Raw genomic sequence first — 21,207 nt, 5'->3', positions numbered from 1 at the left:
ATGCTATGTATTCCACAATTCGTCCAGATATTTTGGCTTCTCTTGCATTAGTCCTTAGTCCATTCCGTTCGCGTTGTCATGAAATTTCGTTTTAGACCGAATGAGGGACATAATATTTCGCACTGGGTTGGGTGTGTTTGGTGGCGATGACTGTCTTCTTCGAATGCGCGGCAACACGCTACCAGACCCGATATCTCAGCTTCTGACATGTGCTGTAGGGTCGAACGGCTTCAGGCTGGATGGCCCGGAATGCTCTCTATAAAGCCCGATCATAAACGCCACCCGAAGGTGCTATATGTGCCAGTTGACTTCAAAGTGACGTTGGTGTCAGGCTTTCACAACACGAACTCGGGCAAAGACTTGATAGTTAAGGTAGTTTGACATCTCACGGCACTGTTATCTGCATATTGGCGCGCCTAAGACTGGAACGACGTCAATTCAAACACTTCTTCTGGACAATAGAGATTGGTTTAATCACCACGGGCTGTTCGTTCCGAGTGCAGGGCAGAACACGAATGGCGCACACCACCAGCTTGTGCGTGCGATATCTGGATTGCCAGCGCGGACAGATTTGTCCGGGTTAATTCAAAGCCTAACCGCAGAGATAACGGGCGCAGGCTTCCCAGATCTCCTAATTTCTTCAGAGACAATGTTTGTGATTATGCGCGAACCGCTTTGCTTGGAACGAATTAAGAACTATTTTGAGGATTTGGGTTATAGAATAACATGTATTCTTTTTTTGCGTCACCCTGCCACTGGATTAGACTCGGCGTATTCGCAAATGGTTTCCGCCTTTCAACGCTTTGATAGTTTCCGCGAATTTGCAGATCGACGGTCTTTGCAATTTACTAGACTGCCCTTATGGGGCTCATTCAATAGGTTTCCTGAAATCGAAGTGAGAGTGCTGCCTTACACTAGGGAAGTGAAGTGTGAAGGAGTCGCAAAACGTTTTTTGCAAGAGCTGGGAATCACGGACTTTGGCGCGGCGGCATCCGAGCAGCGTCTTAATGTCGGCGCCGGGCCGAGAGAGGTACACTTTAAGAAATGGGTGCGATTCAATTGCGCTGAAGCAGGAGATACGATTTCTCAGCTGCAAAGAGCGAAACTGATCGAGCTTACAAAAGGTTTGGATTTTAAAGATACTGAGCGTTATCGAGGTCTAACGCCAAGCGTGCTTGAGAACTTTCTCCAAAAGACCGAACAAGCAATCAAACAGGGGCGTGATGCACGTTGGATTGGTGCTTGGGAGCAATTGAAAGAAGACAATGTGGAACAGCTTCTTCCCGCCAATGATCCAGACCTGTTTTCAGATCCTCACTTGAAAAAGATACATGATCCAGAATTGGAGGACCGCTTGCTACAGGCTTGGACGATGGCGAGCCAGGTTAAGGAGCCTGATGGTCAAAAAAAACTTCGTGCGAACACCATAATAGAAGCAATGCGTGAAATGGGCTCTCAAATTTAGACAGGCCCGGCAATTCAAGTCTAAGCTTGGGATGGGGCGTGTATTTGGAATCACCTGCCTTAGTCATTGGCCATATTGGCAAAACTGATTGCCTGAAGTACCCATTTGATTTGCATCGCATTTTGAAACCAAGGTCGGAGGACCTTGCATGGTGGCTTCGACCCAAATTGCAAAGTAACGGCACGAGGTTGGGACACCTCGATGGATCAATGGCTGATTGAGGGCACTATTAACTATTAGTTGCACACGTGACAGCCGCGACCCGATTGCTGAACGCAGCTCTGTCACTACGCCAACTCGCGATGTTATCGGGGTTGGTCGGCATGCTGCATAGCGCAAGTTATCGAGTGTTACATGCAGGCAGTTCCGAATGAAAACGACACGGTATTGCCTAAACCCAATCGAGCAAAATCGCGGCCTAAAGGCACAAAAACATAATCGCACCGCTAATTGTGGGCGCAAGAACGCGGCAAGGCGTCACGAAAGTGGTTGACTGATTTGGAGGCGAGTACCGGAATCGAACCGGTGTACACGGATTTGCAATCCGCTGCGTCACCACTCCGCCAACTCGCCTTTTCAAGTAAAATCAAATACTTGCCGTGGTGTGCGTGGGGTTTTAGCAGCTTTCCTCAGGGTCGTCCAGTGGATTGCGTGCAAATTTGGCGACAAGATTGAAATTCGCGGTACCTCATGACTGAATTCGACAACGATGAAGTTGGGTTGCGGCAACAGGGCCGTTGCTGGCCGGGTCAGGATGTGGCACAAGCCGGACATCCTTGGGAATGAGACGAGATATCCAATGAAAGATTTCGCAGCCCGGCGCCGCACAATGGTTGATACACAGGTTCGACCCTCTGACGTCACCAAATTCCCGATCATTGACGCGATGCTGCACGTCCCTCGCGAAAACTTTGTGCCAAATTCTCAGCGTGAAGCGGCCTATGCCGATGCAGTGATCGATATGGGGAACGGGCGCGCGATGATTGAGCCGCGCACCCTGGCCAAGATACTGGATGCGCTGAACATTTCGAACGATGAGATGGTGCTCGATATCGCGCCTGCCATGGGATATTCCACGGCCGTGGCTGCGCGGATGGCGCAGTTGGTCGTAGGAGTGGAAAGCGACGAGGCGCTTGCCGCTGAGGCGCAGAGCCTTCTGGCCGAGGCGGATGTCGACAATGCCATTATCCATGTGGGGCCGCTTGAGCAGGGCGTTGCTGAACATGGACCGTATGACGTGATCATGGTTCAAGGCGGGGTTGAGCAGATCCCCGCAGAATTGCTGGACCAGCTCAAGGAACATGGTCGAATCGCTTGTTTGTTCGTCGAAGGCAACCTCGGCACTGTGCGGATCGGTCGGAAGTCGGGCGGTCAGGTCAGCTGGCGCGATGCGTTTAACGCCAGCGCACCTGTTCTTGAGGGTTTTTCGGCCGAGTGTGCATTTTCGCTATAGTCCGCCGATAGATTCTACTGCCGCCTTGATTAGTTGAAAACAAGGCCGCAAACTGCCTGCAGGGCAGTGTAATTTCGTTTTGAGAGGATTTCGGTATGCGTGGTACGGCGACAGGTAAGCTGGTCAGGGCGCTTGCAGTGACCGCAGGACTTGCCATCAGCGTGATGCCAGGGCGTGTAGCGTGGGCAGACAACATAACAGACGCCTTCATTGGCGCGTATAACACAAGTGGTTTGCTGGAACAGAACAGGGCGCTGTTGCGGGCTGCGGATGAAGATGTAGCTATTGCGTTGTCGGCGTTGCGGCCCATCATCAACTGGACCGTGCAGGTCAGCCAGGACTATACCCGTTCACGGACTAACAATGTGGTTACGACCAACGAACCTTCTCGGTTCTTTACGGGTCTGACCCTGGGTCAGCTTTTGTATGATGGCGGCGCGTCGATTCTGGGCAAACAGTCTGCGCAGGAAACGGTGTTGTCGACCCGACAAAGCCTGATCGATATTGAGCAGCAGATTTTGATCCGCGCGGCAAACGCTTACTTGGGCGTGCTGCTGCAGGAAGAAACCGTTCAAATCCGCCAGAACAACGTCGAGGTTTCAGCTGAAGAACTCAGGGCGTCGAATGACCGATTTGAAGTTGGCGAAGTGACCCGGACAGACGTTGCCCTGTCCGAAGCGCAATTGGCGAGCTCGCAGGCGGATCTGGCGGTCGCCCGTGGTGAGTTGAGCATCGCGCAGGCCGAATATGTGAATGCGGTTGGTAAAGCGCCGGGGCGCACAGCGGGTCAGCCGAGCCTGCCCAACCTGCCGCGATCCGAGGCTGAGGCCATCAGCCTGGCCCAACGCAACCATCCGGCGATCCTGTCGGCGCAACATCAGGTTCGCGCTTTTGACCTGATCGTGGAGCAACAACGGGCCAATCTTGGTCCGAATGTCAGCCTGAACGCAGACGCAGGGGTGACAGAAAGCTACGACAACAATGATTACATCAACGATGCGACCATCTCGCTGAATTTCAATCAACCCATCTATGCGGGTGGCCGGTTAGCGGCGAATATTCGTCGGGCAATGGCGACACGGGATGCGTCGCGTGCAAACTTGCTGAATGTGCAGAAAAACATCACTCAAGGTGTCACCGATCGCTACGCGGCGTTTCAGGCCGCCAGTGCCAGCCTTAGAGCGTCAACGGAACGAGTTCGCGCCTCGCAAGTGGCTTTCGACGGCATTCGCGAAGAAGCGACATTGGGTGCTCGGACGACCTTGGATGTTTTGAACGCACAGCAAGACCTGCTGGACGCGCAGCTGGCCGAAGTGGCATCGCGCACCGAGCGGTCCCGCGCGGCCTATCAGTTGTTGCAAGCGCAAGGTTTGTTGACGGCCGAGCGCCTGGGTCTGGCGGTTCAGATCTATGATCCGACCTTGTACTATAACTTGGTGAAAAATGCACCAGCACGGGTCAGCAAACAAAGCAAGGATCTGGATCGTGTCCTCAAAGCGTTGCGTCGGGACTGATCGACTATACTATTTGTTGTGAGTTTGGGATTGTTTAACTACACTCGATCCAAGGATAGAGCGGTAGAGAACAATGACTGATAATGTCGTAAAAGCAGGGATCGAAGACGTTCTGTCTTCGGTCAAACGTTTGGTAAGCGAAGACACCCGCAATAAATCCGTCTCGGATCAACAGCCTGCAACAAAAAAGCCAGGACGGCTGGTTTTGACGGATGCTTTGCGTGTCAGCTCATCCAATCAGGCCAATGGGGTTTCTGCTCAGGCCGACTCGGATTCTGAGGTTTCCGACTCGGCCAAACCTATGTTGCTTCGGTCCTGTGATATTGTGCAGGCGGGCAAGCAGCCGGCCAATGCTGCACAGGACGAGCCCGACGCGCCAAAGCCTGCGCGATCGGCGGATGCTGCATCCAGCCTGAGCGCCAAGATCGAAGCCCTGGAAGCTGCGATCGCGCAGACAGAAGATCAATGGGAACCGGATGGTGACAGCGAAGACGCCTATTCCGGAACGCGGTCGCAATCTTTGCCTTGGAATGTGGAAGAAGAATTTGCTGCAGCCGAGTCCATAGGTTCGAATGACGTCAACCTAACTGGCGGTATCGAGGAAGAGGGCGACGCACACGTAAAGGCAGAGTTCATCCGCGCGCCGCGGGAAGAATCCGAGGTGGTTGCAGAGGCTGCCGACAAAGATCGAACGATCGATATGGATGAAGAAGATTTGCGCGCTTTGATCGCTGAAGTTGTCCGGCAGGAATTGCAGGGCACGATGGGCGAGCGGATAACGCGAAATGTTCGCAAGATGGTCCGACGCGAGATTGCGCGCGCCTTGGCCGCAAAAGAACTGGATTGAACCTCAACCGCGCTGAGGCGGCTGGGCAAGGCTTAGCAGCAGATCAAGGTCCATGTGGCGTTCAAGATGATCTGCCAGATCGTCCAGCGCCTGTTCCACGCCGTCCTCATAAGTGACGTCAGAGGTCACGCCCAACTTTGAAAGATAACGTGCCCGGAACGCGTCGGACGAAAAGATGCCGTGCAGGTAACTGCCCTTGATCCGTCCATTGGCGCTGGCGGCACCTTCCGGTTTTCCATCGACCTCCAGCCACGCCCGGTCGCAATCAGAGCCGTTGGTGTGACCCATGTGGATTTCATACCCGCTGACCGGTTCCCGGTCAGGCAGGGCATGAGCCGAACGCAGAATGACTTGTTTCTGTCCGCCCATAACGGTGTGAACGTCCAGTAAACCCAACCCGTCGACCTTTCCGGGTCTGCCATCGACGCCATCTGGATCAGAGATGGTCTTGCCCAGCATCTGATACCCACCGCACAGTCCCAGAACATGCCCGCCACGCCGGACATGGCCGTAAAGATCGATATCCCACCCCTGCGCCCTGAAGTAAGTCAGATCCCCTATGGTGGACTTGCTGCCGGGCAGCAGAACCAGATCAGCGTCGCCGGGCAGGGGGCGTCCTGCGGGAATGATCTCAACGCTCACACCAGGCTCAGCTGACAGCGGGTCGAGGTCATCGAAATTGGCCATACGTTCGAGCTGAGGCACGACGACCTTGCACTTACCTCCGGTATGGGACCGAATGTCCATCATATCCTCGGCAGGCAATTTCCATGCGTCGTGAAACCATGGAACCACGCCCAAACACGGCCAGCCTGTGCGGACGGCAATGTCGTCGCGCCCTTCGTCGAACAAGGACACATCCCCTTTGAACCGGTTAACGGCAAAGCCCCGAATCTGGGCCAGATCGCCGTCGTCCAGCACGGCCTGCGTGCCGACGATCTGCGCGATCACGCCGCCGCGATGAATGTCACCGACCAGAACCACCGGAATACCTGCGGTACAGGCAAAGCCCATATTGGCGATATCACCCTTGCGCAGATTGGTTTCGGCTGGACTTCCCGCGCCTTCGATCAGGACCAGATCAGCATCTGCACAAAGCCGGTCGAAGCTTTCCAGCGCGGCCCCCAGCAGCTTGGACTTGTCCTTGCGGTAATCTCCGGCCTTCATAGTTCCCGCGCGCTGCCCTTGAACGATGATCTGCGCGCCGGTATCCGTTTCAGGTTTCAGCAGAATGGGGTTCATGTCGGTATGGGTCGCCCGCCGCGCTGCACGGGCCTGAAGCGCTTGCGCGCGGCCGATCTCGCCCCCGTTCTCGGTGACGGCTGCGTTGTTCGACATGTTTTGTGGTTTAAACGGAGCAACCCGCATGCCACGCCGGGTAAAGGCCCGCGCAAGCCCGGCCACAAGAACCGATTTTCCGACATTGCTGCCAGTGCCTTGAATCATGATGGCGCGAACCATGGTTTGTCTCCTATATGTCGGGGCGCAGATGACCTGATTTGAACCGGAAGGGAAAGCCCCGGATGAACACGCCAGCGCATCTTTTGATCGGTGCCGCCGCTTTTGCCCGGCCGCCGCAGGGGCGTATCCTGTTGGCCGCCTTGCTCGGGGCGGTGCTGCCGGATCTGTCTCTGTATCTCATGGCGGCGGTGTCGCTGTTTGTTCTGGGTATTCCGGAACAGGTGGTCTTTGGGCAACTGTACTATTCGCAGGCCTGGCAGACCGTCTTTGCCATCGACAACTCCTTTATCATCTGGGGGTGTGCACTGTTATTGGCAGTTTGGCGTCGCTGGCACTTTGTCGCTGTCGGGGCTGCGGCAGGTCTTTTGCATCTAGCGACAGACTTCTTCCTGCACGCCGGGGACGGACGACAGCAGTTCTGGCCGCTGAGCGATTGGGTGTTTCACAGCCCAGTCAGCTATTGGGACAGCAGCCATCACGCTTTGTGGGTGGCACCAGTTTCTGCGGCAGTGTGTTTGGCCGCTTATGTTGTGCTTTGGCAGCGTGGCCTGCCTGTTTGGGGCAGGGCCATGTTTGGTATCATGTTGGCGGCTGAAATTTGGGTGGCGCGCCAGTGGCTGTTGTTTTTTTAGGCGCAAAACCGCGAAACAAAGCAAAGAAAAACGCGCTCTGACGGGCAGAGCGCGTTTTTTCTGGTGCGAAATCGCCTGGGATCAGGCGGCTTCAGCCTGCTGAGCGGCATTGCGACGCTCGCTTTCTTCGCGTGACAATGCGACCGAGGTCCGCACGCCACGGCCAACGAACTCCATCAGTCCGCTGACAACCCGTTCGTTAGGGTCAATACCTGCGCAGGACAGCACCTCGCGCCCATCGCGCGAACGTGCCCAGCGGGCGATTTGTTCGGGGCCATTGCCGTATTTCTTGTCGTCGGCGATAGCATCGTCAAGTGCAGCCAACACAACGGCCGCGAAAAGTTTGCGCGCACGATTGCCTTGCTCGTTGTTAAAGGCAGTGCCGTCAACGAAATCTCTCATCTCGTCTTCCTTGTTGTTCTTGCTCTTGCATTTTCGGCGTGAGGGTCCTTATGACCTATTAGGTGCGATTCGGATACAGCTAAAATGCATAGTTGCGTTGCGTCACTTGCATGGCTTGCTGCAAGTGCAGCACTAGGTGTCGTTGTCTTGTCAGGTGTGGTCCCGCCAGATATAGGGACCGCAACTGATGCATCAACCGTTTGTGAAGGATTTATGTAATGCCCAAGATAAATGGGAACGAAATTCGCCCCGGCAATGTGCTTGAGCATAACGACGGCCTGTGGGCAGCGGTCAAGGTAGACCATGTAAAACCCGGCAAAGGCGGGGCATTTGCCCAAGTGGAACTGCGCAACCTGCGCAATGGCTCGAAATTGAACGAACGCTTCCGGTCAGCGGACAAGGTTGAACGCGTCCGCCTGGAACAGAAGGACCAGCAATTCCTGTACGAATCCGACGGGATGCTGGTGTTCATGGATACCGAGACCTACGAACAGATTGAATTGCCAGCAGATTTACTGGGCGAACGTCGTCCGTTCCTGCAAGATGGCATGACCATCGTCGTTGAATTCTACGAAAGCGAAGCGCTGAACGCGACGCTGCCGCAGAAAGTGACTTGCCAGATCGTCGAGACCGAGCCTGTCGTAAAGGGCCAGACGGCGGCAAATTCGTTTAAGCCTGCGGTACTGGACAACGGCGTGAAGGTCATGGTGCCGCCTTTCATCGGACAGGACGAAATGATCGTCGTGAATACCGAAACGATGGAGTATTCCGAACGCGCGTGACGTTTCGTCACTTTTTACAAGAGACCGCGCAGGCATTCGCCGCGCGGTCTTTTTTTATGCGTTAGGGCGATGACGATACCGTGTTGGGTCGGGTCCAAACAGTTCCAGCATCAGTTCATACTTGATGCGATTGGCGCTGACCTGGCGATAGAAAGCGATCAGAAATGCAGTCGGCCCCTGTATACGGCTAAGGCCACTGGCGGCGGCCACAACGGTGCCCACATCCGTTTTCCCCTGTAACACCAGATAACCGCCCAACATCAGAATGCCGACGGTTCCCGCTCCGTTGATCACGCTTAGCAGGAATTTGGCCGACAGTTTCCACAGGAACATACGTCGCCGCGTGTCATAAATGTCGTCAAACATAATGTTGATGTCCCGCTCAACCGCTTCCATATCCTCGGTCGTCAGCCGGTCTGTGGCGCCGCGCAGGATATGGACACGCTCTGCCACGAAAGTGTTCACTTTGCGTTGCGAAACCAGAACGATGATGATCTGCGGCACGATCATCGAGAAGGCGATCAGCCCAAGTCCCGGTTGCGTGGATGAAATATAGCCGATTACGCTTATCAGCGTACCGATCTGAACCACCGGATCCGAGAATGCGCCGCCCGCAAATTTCCCCAGTTCTTCGGCTTCGGCGGAAATGGCCGTGGTCATGGTGCCTTTGCGCAGGTCCGCGCCCGTTTCCTTCAGATCGGTTGAACGCCATAGCAGGCGCTGCCGGATCAGTCGGATCATGTCTTCACCTAAGGTACCCGCGCGGTACCCTAAAACCCATTTCAGCCCCAGGCTCAGCAGGATAACGGCCATCATACCAATACCCAATTGGATCAGCTTTTCAGTGCCGACATCATCCGCCGTCAGATGGTTGACGATATCGCGTTGAAACTCCAGCGGAACGGCGGCAAGCGCCGCAATGGCGATGGACAGTACGATAAGGATGATCTGCCGTCCGGCACTGGCGCGCCAGATCGCGGAATATAGTCGAAACATGGGTGTATCCGGTTTGACCTGTTTCCCTCAGTTTGGCAGGGCTGGGGAACAGGTTCAAACTTGGGGATGTGTGTCGACGAGGAGTTCGTGCTGATTAGGCAACAAGCGGTACTTAGTCGGTAAGTCGCACCGTCGCCTCGCCCGCCTGCATTTCGCCGCCTGCGCGGTCGAAACGCAAATAGGCGATGGCGTGGCCCCCAGATTGAGTGAACAGGGTGCCGGCCGATTTGCCGTTGGCTGTGATCTCGGTCCCCACGGGCGCGGTGCCGTTGACAACAACGCGACGCAGGCCCTTACGCAATTCGGTCTTGTGCTTCATGCGCGCGGTCACTTCCTGACCTACATAGCAGCCCTTTTTGAAATCCACGCCGTTCAGCGCTTCGAACCCAGATTCGAGGATATAGCTGTCCTGGGTCAGCTCAGTACCCGCTTCGGGAATGCAGTGCTGAACGCGCAGGGCATCGAAATCGGTGCCATCATCCTGTTCGGGTGCCGCAGAATACATACGCCAGCCCAAGGCAGGGTGCCGCGGGTCGGGCAACGCGTTCTCTGGCGCGCAACCTGACCCGCGGTGCAGGTTCAGGTCGGTGCTTTCGATCGCCACATCTGCACGCAGCTTGTACATGCTCAGACGTTTGATCAGATCATCGGCAAGGTGCTCGGCCACATCCAGCAGAACGCCATCGCCATCGCGCTTGAGGAAGAAGTCTGCCAGATACTTGCCTTGCGGCGTCAACAGCGCGGCATAAACAAGCCCGTCATTTAAACCCTGAATGTCATTGGTGATCAGGTCCTGCAAAAAGCTTTCGGTGTCCGAGCCGGTCAGGCGCAGGATGCGGCGGGTGGGCATGGCTTGGTCCTCGTCATTTCCCTTGGCCTCGTGATATAGGAAGATCCGCCGCCAAGACCAGAGGGTATCAGACGTGCCAGCCCCGATCTCTGTTGTTATTCCGACCCTGAACGCTGCCGATGCCTTGCCCGAATGCCTTGGGGCATTGATGGAAGGGCTGCACGCCGGGCTAATCCGGGACCTAATCATAAGCGATGGCGGGTCTGCCGACCTAACACTGGAAATCGCGGAAGAGGCCGGAGCCCGGATTGTGACAGGTACGCCTTCGCGCGGCGGGCAGTTGCGACGGGGTTGCGCAGAGGCTGGTGGGGATTGGGTGCTGATCCTGCATGCTGACACCGTATTGGAAAGGGGCTGGAGCGAGGCGGTGAGCGCCCATCTATCCAGCACAGGACCTGCGGCTTTCCGGTTGGCTTTCCGAGCGCGGGGTATTGCGCCGGGATGGGTCTCGGGCTGGGCCAATCTGCGCAGCCGGGTTTTCAGGCTGCCGTATGGGGATCAGGGGCTTTTGGTGCCACGCGAAATCTATCACGCTGCAGGCGGCTATCCCGACCAACCTTTGATGGAGGACGTGGCGCTGGTACGTAGTTTACCCCGGATCACACTTCTGGATGCGCGGGCCTTTACGAGCGCGGAGCGGTATGAGCAGGCGGGCTGGATTCGGCGGGGTAGTCGGAATCTGTGGACTCTGCTGCGTTATTTTCTGGGGACGGATCCGCAGGTGTTGGCGCAGGCGTATCGGCGATAAGTGTCGTACGCAGCTCGACCAGCGATTTCCCCAACCGAAACGGGGCCGCAAAGCTGACAAGGCAAAGGGCCACGATTTGCAGAACCAGTATATGAGCATTGGCCTGCAAATATTCCCATTCGTCTTTCAATTTGCCGACCTGATCGATCAGATCATCATAGCTTTGGGCCAGGATCAGGTAGTCCCCGGCAATGGCTGGTACTTTCCGGCGCATGTTGTCGATAGCGGTCTGCGTTTCGTCGTCCAGCGAGGTGAAGACCAGAAACTGGTCGATATCGAAGGCGTCAGCCTGCGCGGCAGCGCTGCGCATTTCATCCATGTCATCCTTGGCTTGACGTCCGAACAGGAAATGCAGGCCTTGTAATGGGGCGACCTCATTGGTGACGGCAATGAACAACGGCAATTCTGAATTGCTGGCCGTTGAAGCCGACAGGAACTCGACCTTGTCGCACAAAACGGCCGTGTCCGGATCAAAGGCAGGATCACAAAAGCGCAGGCGAAACCGTGCCGCGTCGCGATCAAAAGCCAGAGTGGCCGCATAGGCCACGTCGATCTGACGATCCAACCGAGAGCTGTCCGAGGTGTACAGCCCGGCCAGAACAGCGACCAGCGCCCCAATGCCGCCCAGAACGACCCAAACCAGGTCGGCCAGCTTCCAAGCCCGATGCCCCGCCGGTTTGCGGAACAGAAATGCCGTTCCGATCGATCCCACTACAAAAAACAGAATCAGCAAAGGCAGTTGGTTGTCGGTCACAAAACTCATGAATTCGATCTTAGGACCTGACCTGCGTCCTGCAACAGGGATCACGGGCAGTTGTAACATCTTACCGGATGCTCATACTGACCGAAGAGCCACGGGAGATTTCGATGACAAAAGAAATTGTTCTGATTCATGGGGCATTTGCCGGACCCTGGTGTATGCAAGATTACGCGACCTTCTTTCGGGATCGCGGATGGACTGTACACACCCCCGCCTTGCGCCATCATGGCGGTGATCCGAAAGCAGACCCTGACCCCGGGCTGACTGAAACCAGCGTGTTGGATTATACCAATGACATAACGGAATTTGTACAGGGTCTGGACAGCAAGCCGGTTCTGCTGGGTCACGCCATCGCGGGTGTTGTTGCGCAGCAGGTGGCCTCACGCGGTTTGGCCAGCGCTATTGTTTTGATTAACCCTAATGCGCCCTGGGGCACGTTGCCTGAAACCGACGACGAACGCGCCGTGCCGCGGGCGTTGATGGAAGGCGGGGCCTTCTGGAAACAGCCCATGCGGGTTGAGTTCGACCTGATGGCGCCCTTTGCCCTAAATAAAATGGACGTGGCCCAGCAACACGCCGTGTTCGATCAATTGGGGGCTGAAAGCGGGCGCGTGATGTTCGAAATGTTCTTTTGGATGTTTGATGACGATCACGCGATAAAGGTCGATTTCGAAAAGGTCGACTGCCCGGTTCTAGTCGTTTCCGGTGCAGAAGACCGGGCGGTAAACCCCGACACCTGCCGCGCATTGGCAGAGCGGTACGGGAAACGCGGAACCTTTTTGCTGATTCCGGACCACGCACATTTTCTGTTTTTGGAGCCGGGCTGGCAGGGGCCTGCTGAGCAAATCGAAAGCTGGCTTGGTCAACAGCCCATGTGAAACCGGGTTGACAAAAATCGGCGTTTTGGCCGAGATCGCGCCAAGTGAATAGGGCCAGAGACCCTTTTTGCGCATAGTATCTGCGGGAAAGGTCCGGGCATGACCCTGTTTGTCATCCTTATCATTCTGTCTGCGGCACTGCTGCATGCGGTCTGGAACGCCATCGTCAAGACAGCGGCGGATCGCACGACGATGTTGGGCCTTGTTGCTTTGGGCCACGTGTTGCCGGCAGCCGTGATGGTGATGGTCCTGCCATTGCCCAGTGCTGAAAGCTTTATCTACATCTTGCTCTCGACCGTTGTGCATTTCGGGTATTACTTCATGCTTGGCAAAGCCTATCAGCATGGCGATCTGAGTGTGGTCTACCCAATTGCGCGGGGCATCGTTCCGGCGCTGGTTTCACTGTGGGCGATGGTTCTGGTGGGCGAGGTGCTGCCATTGCAGGCATGGGTTGGCATTGCCCTGATTGCATTTGGCATTCAGCTAAGCAGTTGGAAGGCGCTGCGCTCGGGCGTGGGTCGCAGCGCGTTGGGCTTTGCGCTGGGCACCGGGTTCTGTATTTCGATCTACTCGGTTGTGGATGGGATCGGCGTTCGGCTGTCAGGCAATACGCTCAGCTATTGGGCCTGGGGGGCTTTCCTGCATCTTTTCATTGCAGGCTTTGTCGGGATTAAGAAGCGCGCAACCTTGAGATACCTGCCGACCAAGGTCTGGATAACAGGTATTCTGGGCGGGCTGGTTTCGATGACCGCCTATGGGCTGGTGCTGTATGCCAAGAACTTTGCGCCGCTCGGCGCGGTCTCGGCGCTGCGGGAAACCTCGGTCATCTTTGCTGCGCTGATCGGGTTCATCTTCCTCAAGGAAGGCAATTGGATACGACGGCTGGGCGCTGCCGTACTTATGGCCATGGGAGTCGCACTGATCGGTCTTGCTGTCTGATCAGGAGCGCAGCGCTTAGTTGTTGGTCGAGAACGTGCTCTGCGGTCTCCATTTCAGGGTCCCGTCGCTTTCACGGTGACAACGCAGCAAGCGTTCCTGAACTGTGCTGACCGTAGAGGTCACGGTGTTGTCGCCGACCATAAGAACAAAGGCGTCTTCGGAATAGGCTAAGCCTTCGTAATAGCAAAACCGGGTCTCGGCCCCGTCGGGGATCGGTGAAGCCAGACTCAACGTCTGCTGCGCCACAGCTTGCGAGGCCAAGACTGCAAAAGCCAGTCCAAAGGTCAGTGTTTTCATATCATCCTCCCGTCCTGCAAATCTTTGTCGGCTTAGATATACCGGACGCCCGGACCTCAAGTCAGTGTCGTTATGATAAGGTAAGTTTAACGGGATCAAAGGCTCAGGCAAAGACAAATTGCCAGCGGCACTTTTTGCCGTCGGGCCAAAGCCCATGTGCGGACCTTGGCAACCCGGTTTTATTCGGCAAGCGTAAGTTCGAGTTACTGTGACGCGGCTTCGGACTGCAGCTCTCGGAAATAGCTGATTGTCGCTTCCAACCCTTCTTTCAACTGCACCTTGGGTTCCCAGTTCAGCAAGGTCCGGGCCAGAGTGATGTCGGGCTGGCGTTGCTTGGGGTCATCCTGCGGAAGGTCCTTGAAACTGATCGGTGTGTCGGTGCCCACAAGCGCCTGAACCTCACTGGCCAGCTCGTTCATCGAGAATTCATTGGGATTGCCCAGATTGACCGGGCCGGTGACGTCTTTGTCGGTCTCCATCAACCGGATGAACCCTTCGATCAGATCATCCACATAACAGAAAGACCGGGTTTGTGTACCGTCGCCAAAGATCGTGATCGGCTCACCCGTCAGGGCCTGCATGATGAAGTTCGACACGACGCGCCCATCGGCGGGGTGCATTCTGGGGCCATAGGTGTTGAAGATGCGGGCCACCTTGATCTCTAACCCCATCTGACGGTGATAGTCGAAGAACAACGTCTCGGCGCAGCGTTTGCCCTCGTCATAGCACGAGCGTGGACCAACCGGGTTGACGTTGCCCCAATAGTCTTCGGTCTGCGGATGGATGGTCGGGTCGCCATAAACCTCAGAAGTTGAGGCCTGAAAGATCTTGCATTTCAGACGTTTCGCCAGCCCCAGCATGTTGATCGCGCCATGCACGCTGGTCTTGGTCGTCTGCACCGGGTCGTGCTGGTAATGCACGGGCGAGGCCGGGCAGGCGAGGTTATAGATCTCGTCCACTTCCACAAACAGCGGGAAGGTCACATCGTGGCGCATGAACTCGAACCGCGGGTTGTTGTGCAGATGGTCAATGTTGCGCTTGGTGCCGGTGAACAGGTTGTCGACGCACAAAACCTCATGCCCCTGATCCAGAAGCCGGTCGCACAGATGCGAGCCCAGAAACCCGGCCCCACCGGTTACGAGAACACGTTTTCGACTGTCATAAAGGCGGGCCATTGCAAATCCTTAATCGTTAAATCCAAGCCAGCTTGTCACAGGGAAGCCGGGTCTTGGTTTGATTAGTAAACCGAAGATGTTTGAATTGCAGTAGATTTTGGTTTTTTGAGGGCGCGTGTGGTGTTGGTGTGTCTTCTGTCTAGCAAACATTTAACTTGGGCGTGTTCAGTGCATTTTCCAAGTTTCGAAATACCAGTTTTAATTTGATGCAATTCGGGTAAACAAAAGTTGGTTTTCGTACGCAATCTCAACTTCTTTGAAAATGTCAAATACTGCCTCAGCATTGAGTAAACCAACTCTAAAAGGTGGGCAAACTGTAGCGGGATTTGTGCTTTCAATTCCAAGTTGTTTTTGCCGCTCGCGCGCGTCGTTAGCAAGCCGTAAGTTGTTCTGCGAGAATACTTGATCAAACGCTGCGCTTGCTTTCTCGCGCAAAATGCAAATGCTCTCCAAGCAAGCCTTTGCTAGACTTTCGACGTGTTTTTGAGCTTTTTCAGGTGGTGGCAAGTACCCATCGTGTGCGCATTTGTTACGAGTCTTCCTAACTTTATCTATAAACTTCAAGTCAATCGGCAAATGGCTAGCGTTTTGAGTAGCCCATAATTCGGACGCGAGAAGATAGGCACCAATGTTCCGTTCGGCTGTATTGGTTGATTTGTCTATCCGTTCTAAGCTTTCGAACGTTGTTTCTTTCGTTGCGGCCATAACCTTGGTAGCAAAGTTCAAGAATAGCTCGATTGCTGTAACCGATAAAATTACCGCTTCCGAGTAAGCTTCGTTGTGCAAAGCTAAAAGCGATTTCTCAAAAAAGACTTCGAACTTTTCACCTTGCAAGATGAGAAAGGTTTTTTCAGAACTGGATGGGCAGGTCGTTTCATAAAACCCGGGCGCTGTAACAGAGGCCAACTCCCTGTGCCCACATGGTATTCCTGTTGCTGCTTGGCATGCCATGCAACTAATCAGGATTTTCATCTTAGGCCTCTAAACATCCAACTCCTCCACAAACCGCGCGTTCTCCTGAATATATTGGAACCGCAGTTCGGGCTTCTTACCCATCAGGCGCTCGACCAGATCGCCGGTCTCGCCGGGTTCGTCCTCGTCGATGGTGACCCGGATCAGTTTGCGGGATTTGGGGTCCATCGTGGTCTCTTTCAGGTCCTTGGCATCCATCTCGCCCAGACCTTTGAAACGCGATACGTCGATCTTGCCCTTGCCGCCGAGACCTTTCTCAAGCCACTCGTCGCGCTCGGCCTCATCCAGACAATAAACGCGTTTGGCGCCTTGGGTCAGGCGGTACAGAGGCGGGCAGGCGAGGTACAGGTGGCCCGCGTCGATCATCGGGCGCATCTGGGTAAAGAAGAACGTCATCAGCAGCGAGGCGATATGCGCCCCGTCCACATCCGCGTCGGTCATGATGATGACCTTGTCATAGCGCAGGTCGTCGACGTTGAATTTGGTGCCAAGACCCACACCCAGCGCTTGGGTCAGATCGTTGATCTCGGCGTTGGTGCCCAGTTTCGAACTGGCCGCGCCCAGCACGTTCAGAATCTTACCGCGCAGGGGCAGTAGGGCCTGCGTTTTTCGGTCCCGACCCATTTTTGCCGAACCGCCCGCAGAATCGCCCTCGACGATGAATAATTCCGTGCCGTCCCGTGTTGAACTACTACAGTCCACCAACTTGCCGGGAAGACGAAGTTTCTTAGTGGCGGACTTGCGTTGTGTTTCCTTCTCGGCCCGTCGGCGCAGGCGTTCCTCAGCTCGCAGGATGAGGAAATCCAGGATCGCGCCGGCGGATTTCGTGTCGGCGGCCAACCAGTTGTCGAAATGGTCTCGGACCGAGTTTTCGACCAGCCGCTGGGCCTCGACCGTGGCCAGACGGTCTTTGGTCTGGCCTACGAATTCCGGTTCGCGGATAAAGCAAGATACCAGCGCGCAGCCGCCGGTGATCAAGTCATCGCGAGTGATCTGACCGGCCTTCTTGTTGTTGATCAGTTCTCCGTAAGCCTTGATCCCCTTTAGGATCGCGGCCCAGAACCCCGCCACATGGGTGCCGCCTTCGGGCGTGGGGACGGTGTTACAGTAGGACTGGATGAACCCGTCGCGCGAGGGCGTCCAGTTGATCGCCCACTCGACCTTGCCGGGCGTGCCGAATTTTTCGTTGAAATCCACGGTACCTGCAAAGGGCTGCTCGGCATAGGTGGACGAGCCGTTCATCGTCTCTTTCAGATAATCCGAAAGGCCGCCGGGGAAGTGAAAGGTCGCCTCGGTCGGTGTTTCACCGTCGTCGATGGCGGATTTCCAGCGGATTTCGACGCCCGAGAACAGGTAGGCCTTGGAGCGGATGGATTTGAACAGGCGTGCGGGTTTGAACTTGTGGTGGCCGAAAATGTCAGGATCGGCGTGGAAGGTCACCATGGTGCCGCGCCGGTTGGGGGCCGCGCCGACCTTTTCCACGGGGCCCAGCGGCACACCGCGCGAGAACCGCTGTTCGAACAGCGTCTTGTCGCGCGCCACCTGCACGACCATTGAATCCGACAGCGCGTTCACCACCGAGGCACCCACACCGTGCAGGCCGCCCGAGGTCTGATACGCCTTGCCCGAGAACTTACCACCCGCGTGCAGGGTGCACAGGATGACCTCAAGCGCGGATTTGTCAGGGAACTTGGGGTGCGGATCGATCGGAATGCCGCGCCCGTTGTCGCGCACGGTCAGCGCGTAATCCGCGTGCAGTTCGACCTCGATCCGGTTGGCATGGCCCGCCACAGCCTCGTCCATCGAATTGTCGAGGATTTCAGCCACCATATGATGCAGCGCGCGCTCATCGGTGCCGCCGATATACATGCCGGGGCGTTTGCGGACCGGTTCCAGCCCTTCAAGCACCTCGATCGAGGAGGCGTCATAGGTATTGGTCGCTTCGGGCGTCAACAGATCGTCGGGCATATGGGCTGCTCTTGTTTTTGAGTTTCTCCCATTATGGCAGGTGATGTGGTCCGGGGGAAGAGGGGCGCGAGGTGTTGTGGAAGCTTTGGGTTGCGCTGGGCACCAAACGGACTCATTGCTGTGCTTGCGACGCCTGGCTTTGCTTTTGACAGCGCTGCAGGATTTGACGGCCGTTCGTCTAATCGCTCATACTTTTGAGAACGCGTTGATAGAACGCGCCTTGTGCATCCTCACCAATAGGTCCCTCGACCCATTCCCGGTCCAAATTCAGTGCTCTTGCGGGTACGATTTGCCGGGCTATTTCGGGCGGTGTGGTTTCGCCAGACGTTCCACCTTCCCAGTCGTGAAAGGCTGACGAATACCGCACGACGGCTCCACTCGTCGGTAAATCGAGCAAGCCGCCTTCGGCAAAGAACGTCAAACCGTCGCCCATTTCTTCCCCGATGAGTTTGAGTCGATGTCCCAAACGATGTTTCAGGATGGCTACAAACACGATCGCTGCGGAGAACGTGAATTTATCGACAAGCACCACAACCTGCTCAATTTCGCTTTGCGAAATCGCCTCGATCAAGGGCATCGCCATAAGAAAATTGCCGCCGGTGTTTCCGCGAACGTCAATTAAGAGCGTTTTGTTTGAGCAGGCTCTCACGCGGTCCGCTGCACCTGAGATGGCTTTAGGAAGTGCAGTTTCACTAGGATCAAAGAAACTTGGCAACTGAATCGAAAGCCCAAGCCCTTGCCAGTCCTTTATCGCTACGAAGGTTTCGGGTTCCCAGGCGGGATCAGTCTTGCCGTGCTCGTTTCTGGGGTAGAGCGACGAGGCAGGAACAGTATTTCTGTTCGCCATTTTCAGATTGGTTATCTGCCCATTTTTGTCCTGCACACGATACTCGGTCGTCGCGTCTTTTGCAGAAAAACCCAAACGGTCCAATGCGTATGGCCAAGCCAGAAGAAGCGGTCCGACGACCTGTTTTCTTTGGGACGTCCCCGCCAGAAATTTCTCTGCCGCGGCTTCGATTTGGCTCAAAGCCGCACCGTTGACTGCTATCAACTCTCCTCGCGGTGCAGTTACTCCTGGTGCCGTCCCACTGACTTGAACGGAACGCCCGACACAAACGAACCTCAGTGGTAGCACCGAGATCGCATCATTGGGGATCAGCCGTGTGTGACCATTGTTTGGAAGTGCCAACAGGCGCATCGCGGACAACAAAAAAGCGTCAATGGAGCCCGCCAAAGCGCATCGCCGGCAGTCATTGATGCAGCTGTCTATTACAGCCTCATTGACCCGCAGAAAGCTGGGATCGGTTGGCAGGACAGTTTCCAAAATTAGCTTCAAGTCTTGCGTCAGAGGCATGAATGACACTGCGCATGAACGCTCATCTATGTCCAGATTGGGCTCATCGTCGTGATTTGCCGAATTCGTCTCGCCACCAGCTCAAAGCGCTCATAGTCTCTGGCCATCAAACAAACACTTCAACAGGACCCCAAATGAGCTGGATCAAAACCATCCCCTTCGCTGAGGCCACGGGCAGGCTGCGCAAACTCTACGACCGTGTGACAGGCCCAGACAACAATGTGGACAACATCATGATGGCGCACAGCCTGCGGCCGCATTCGATGGAAGGCCATATGGCGATCTACAAAGCAGTGCTGCATCACTCGGGCAACAAGATCCCGAAATGGTTTCTTGAGGTCCTGGGCGTGTGGGTGAGCTCTCTGAACCGTTGCGGTTACTGCGTGGAACATCATTTTGCCGGCTTACAGCGGTTACTTGGCGATGAAGCGAAAGGCGAAGCGATCCGGGCGGCGATTGAGGCGCGCGATCCGGCTGCTGCTCCGCTGGATGCAGCGCAGCTGGCTGCCATGATCTATGCCCGTAAACTGACCGAAACGCCGGGGGATATGGTCGAGGCGGATGTGATCGCCCTGCGCGAGGCCGGATGGGACGACGGAGAGATCCTTGAGGTCAATCAGGTCTGTTCGTACTTCTCTTATGCAAACCGGACAGTTCTGGGGTTGGGATGTTCAACCGATGGCGACGAATTGGGTTTGTCGCCGAACAATTCTGACAACCCCGACGATTGGGGGCATCGTTAAGACACTAGAAAGGTCAGGCCGTTTGGACCCAATCCAGAATGGCCTGTGCAACGTCCTGCGGTTTTTGGTGATGTAGCCAGTGGTCAGTGCCAGGAAACGTGACACGGGTCAGGTCGGGCGCGAAGGTTTCCAAACCTTCGGTTGCCTCGGGTAAAAGGGCTTTGTCATCCGGTCCCCAAAGCAACAAATGCGGACATCGGACGTGCAGTCGATCAAAGGGTAGATCCGGCAGGTCTGTTGCGGGAAGCCCCGGCTGAGCGACAACCAGTGGAGAGGCGCGATACCAGTTCAGCATCGCCTCTAACCGGTCTGGTCGCGCCCATTCGACTCGGTATTCGGCCATCCGGCTTTCGATCAGCCAATCCAGTCCCATGCCGTGGCGAAAGAACCTTTCAAGCAATGCAAAGTTGTTTTCGGACAATTTTTGCGCTGCATCGGGCGCCCGCAGTTGGTTGATGTATTGCGAGGCCTCTGATTGCGCACCGCCTGCGGCCATGGCGCGTTGAAACGGAACCGGATGCACGCCGTTGGCTATGATAAGTTGCCTCACGAGATCTGGCCGATACATTGCAAGGCCATAGGCCACCGACGCGCCCCAGTCATGACCTAGTATGGTAAACGGTGCACCGTGGCTCTGAATCAAAGCGGCCATGTCGGACACCAGTTGAGATAGGGCATAGCTCTGCACCCCTTCAGGGCACCAGCTTTGGCCATATCCACGTTGGTCCGGTGCAATGCAGTAGAAGCGATCCGCCAGATAAGGGGCGAGATCCGCCCACGCGCCGCCGAATTCCGGGAAACCATGCAGCATCAAAAGCGGTGGCGCTTCCGGTTTGCCCCAAGTTCGGACGTAAAATGGCTGGCCATTGAGGTTGGCAAAAGATGTGTGCATCGGAACCTCTGATCCGCTGAGGAATTTATGGGTTTTTGAGGCATCAATTTGACACCAATCAAAGCGGATATTCGGCGTT

At 55.7% G+C, this 21,207-nt stretch carries 20 protein-coding genes and 1 tRNA gene; 10 read left to right on the top strand and 11 right to left on the bottom strand.

Annotation, left to right across the window (positions count from 1 at the left end):
* The first annotated feature begins 649 nt into the window (after positions 1-649).
* The gene (locus tag GS632_RS15635) at positions 650-1,465 is read left to right on the top strand and encodes a hypothetical protein (protein WP_171177473.1); all 816 of its coding nucleotides are present in this window, start codon (positions 650-652) and stop codon (positions 1,463-1,465) included.
* A 499-nt stretch (positions 1,466-1,964) separates the two neighbouring features.
* Here the strand turns inward: GS632_RS15635 and GS632_RS15630 are convergent.
* Positions 1,965-2,038 (bottom strand) — tRNA-Cys (locus GS632_RS15630).
* 226 nt (positions 2,039-2,264) lie between these two features.
* Between GS632_RS15630 and GS632_RS15625 the strand changes: the two genes are divergently transcribed.
* The 3 genes from GS632_RS15625 to GS632_RS15615 all read left to right on the top strand — a co-directional run bounded on the left by GS632_RS15625 (position 2,265) and on the right by GS632_RS15615 (position 5,279).
* The gene (locus tag GS632_RS15625; protein WP_171177471.1) at positions 2,265-2,918 is read left to right on the top strand and encodes a protein-L-isoaspartate O-methyltransferase; all 654 of its coding nucleotides are present in this window, start codon (positions 2,265-2,267) and stop codon (positions 2,916-2,918) included.
* 95 nt (positions 2,919-3,013) lie between these two features.
* Positions 3,014-4,432: a TolC family outer membrane protein gene (locus GS632_RS15620; protein WP_171177469.1), complete on the top strand. Its 1,419-nt coding sequence runs from the start codon at positions 3,014-3,016 to the stop codon at positions 4,430-4,432.
* A 73-nt stretch (positions 4,433-4,505) separates the two neighbouring features.
* Positions 4,506-5,279, top strand: coding sequence for a hypothetical protein (locus GS632_RS15615; RefSeq protein WP_171236522.1), 774 nt, complete (start codon positions 4,506-4,508; stop codon positions 5,277-5,279).
* Positions 5,280-5,282: 3 nt separating this feature from the next.
* On the opposite strand, the gene GS632_RS15610 is transcribed toward GS632_RS15615, so the two are convergent.
* Entirely contained in the window at positions 5,283-6,740 is a 1,458-nt protein-coding gene (locus GS632_RS15610; protein ID WP_171237147.1) for a cobyric acid synthase, read from the bottom strand.
* Between the two features lie 62 nt (positions 6,741-6,802).
* On the opposite strand from GS632_RS15610, the gene GS632_RS15605 reads away from it, so the two are divergent.
* Positions 6,803-7,372, top strand: a complete 570-nt coding sequence (locus GS632_RS15605) for a cobalamin biosynthesis protein CobQ (RefSeq protein WP_171237148.1) — start codon at positions 6,803-6,805, stop codon at positions 7,370-7,372.
* Between the two features lie 81 nt (positions 7,373-7,453).
* Here the strand turns inward: GS632_RS15605 and GS632_RS15600 are convergent, their stop codons facing one another.
* Positions 7,454-7,774 (bottom strand): DUF6280 family protein, encoded by a 321-nt coding sequence (locus GS632_RS15600; RefSeq protein ID WP_037310273.1) that lies wholly within the window; start codon positions 7,772-7,774, stop codon positions 7,454-7,456.
* Positions 7,775-7,992: 218 nt separating this feature from the next.
* On the opposite strand from GS632_RS15600, the gene efp reads away from it, so the two are divergent.
* Complete coding sequence (gene efp / locus GS632_RS15595) at positions 7,993-8,556, top strand: elongation factor P (RefSeq protein ID WP_171177461.1); 564 nt, start codon at positions 7,993-7,995, stop codon at positions 8,554-8,556.
* Positions 8,557-8,610: 54 nt separating this feature from the next.
* On the opposite strand, the gene GS632_RS15590 is transcribed toward efp, so the two are convergent.
* The gene (locus GS632_RS15590; protein WP_171177459.1) at positions 8,611-9,552 is read right to left on the bottom strand and encodes an ABC transporter transmembrane domain-containing protein; all 942 of its coding nucleotides are present in this window, start codon (positions 9,550-9,552) and stop codon (positions 8,611-8,613) included.
* Between the two features lie 112 nt (positions 9,553-9,664).
* Positions 9,665-10,402 (bottom strand): folate-binding protein YgfZ, encoded by a 738-nt coding sequence (locus tag GS632_RS15585; protein ID WP_171722173.1) that lies wholly within the window; start codon positions 10,400-10,402, stop codon positions 9,665-9,667.
* A 73-nt stretch (positions 10,403-10,475) separates the two neighbouring features.
* Between GS632_RS15585 and GS632_RS15580 the strand changes: the two genes are divergently transcribed.
* The 3 genes from GS632_RS15580 (at position 10,476) to GS632_RS15565 (ending at position 13,727) form a co-directional block, all read left to right on the top strand.
* A complete protein-coding gene (locus GS632_RS15580) occupies positions 10,476-11,150 on the top strand; it encodes a TIGR04283 family arsenosugar biosynthesis glycosyltransferase (protein WP_171177454.1) in 675 nt (224 codons plus the stop codon).
* An 867-nt stretch (positions 11,151-12,017) separates the two neighbouring features.
* Positions 12,018-12,788 (top strand): alpha/beta hydrolase, encoded by a 771-nt coding sequence (locus tag GS632_RS15570; protein ID WP_171237150.1) that lies wholly within the window; start codon positions 12,018-12,020, stop codon positions 12,786-12,788.
* A gap of 99 nt (positions 12,789-12,887) precedes the next feature.
* Entirely contained in the window at positions 12,888-13,727 is an 840-nt protein-coding gene (locus GS632_RS15565; RefSeq protein ID WP_171237151.1) for a DMT family transporter, read from the top strand.
* Between the two features lie 15 nt (positions 13,728-13,742).
* Here the strand turns inward: GS632_RS15565 and GS632_RS15560 are convergent, their stop codons facing one another.
* The 5 genes from GS632_RS15560 to GS632_RS15540 all read right to left on the bottom strand — a co-directional run bounded on the left by GS632_RS15560 (position 13,743) and on the right by GS632_RS15540 (position 19,337).
* Positions 13,743-14,024 (bottom strand): hypothetical protein, encoded by a 282-nt coding sequence (locus GS632_RS15560; RefSeq protein WP_171237152.1) that lies wholly within the window; start codon positions 14,022-14,024, stop codon positions 13,743-13,745.
* A gap of 203 nt (positions 14,025-14,227) precedes the next feature.
* Positions 14,228-15,199 (bottom strand): UDP-glucuronic acid decarboxylase family protein, encoded by a 972-nt coding sequence (locus GS632_RS15555; RefSeq protein ID WP_171237153.1) that lies wholly within the window; start codon positions 15,197-15,199, stop codon positions 14,228-14,230.
* 198 nt (positions 15,200-15,397) lie between these two features.
* Entirely contained in the window at positions 15,398-16,171 is a 774-nt protein-coding gene (locus GS632_RS15550; protein WP_171722172.1) for a hypothetical protein, read from the bottom strand.
* Positions 16,172-16,180: 9 nt separating this feature from the next.
* Positions 16,181-18,139: a DNA topoisomerase IV subunit B gene (parE, locus tag GS632_RS15545; RefSeq protein ID WP_171237155.1), complete on the bottom strand. Its 1,959-nt coding sequence runs from the start codon at positions 18,137-18,139 to the stop codon at positions 16,181-16,183.
* Between the two features lie 178 nt (positions 18,140-18,317).
* Positions 18,318-19,337: a peptidase S41 gene (locus GS632_RS15540; RefSeq protein ID WP_253284490.1), complete on the bottom strand. Its 1,020-nt coding sequence runs from the start codon at positions 19,335-19,337 to the stop codon at positions 18,318-18,320.
* A 290-nt stretch (positions 19,338-19,627) separates the two neighbouring features.
* On the opposite strand from GS632_RS15540, the gene GS632_RS15535 reads away from it, so the two are divergent.
* Complete coding sequence (locus tag GS632_RS15535) at positions 19,628-20,236, top strand: carboxymuconolactone decarboxylase family protein (protein ID WP_171237157.1); 609 nt, start codon at positions 19,628-19,630, stop codon at positions 20,234-20,236.
* 13 nt (positions 20,237-20,249) lie between these two features.
* Here the strand turns inward: GS632_RS15535 and GS632_RS15530 are convergent, their stop codons facing one another.
* Positions 20,250-21,128, bottom strand: a complete 879-nt coding sequence (locus tag GS632_RS15530) for an alpha/beta fold hydrolase (protein WP_171237158.1) — start codon at positions 21,126-21,128, stop codon at positions 20,250-20,252.
* Positions 21,129-21,207 lie beyond the last annotated feature (79 nt).

The sequence above is a fragment of the Ruegeria sp. HKCCD7296 genome, from assembly GCF_013110775.1.
Taxonomy (GTDB): Bacteria; Pseudomonadota; Alphaproteobacteria; order Rhodobacterales; family Rhodobacteraceae; genus Ruegeria.
This window is presented reverse-complemented; position numbering and strand designations above follow the sequence as displayed.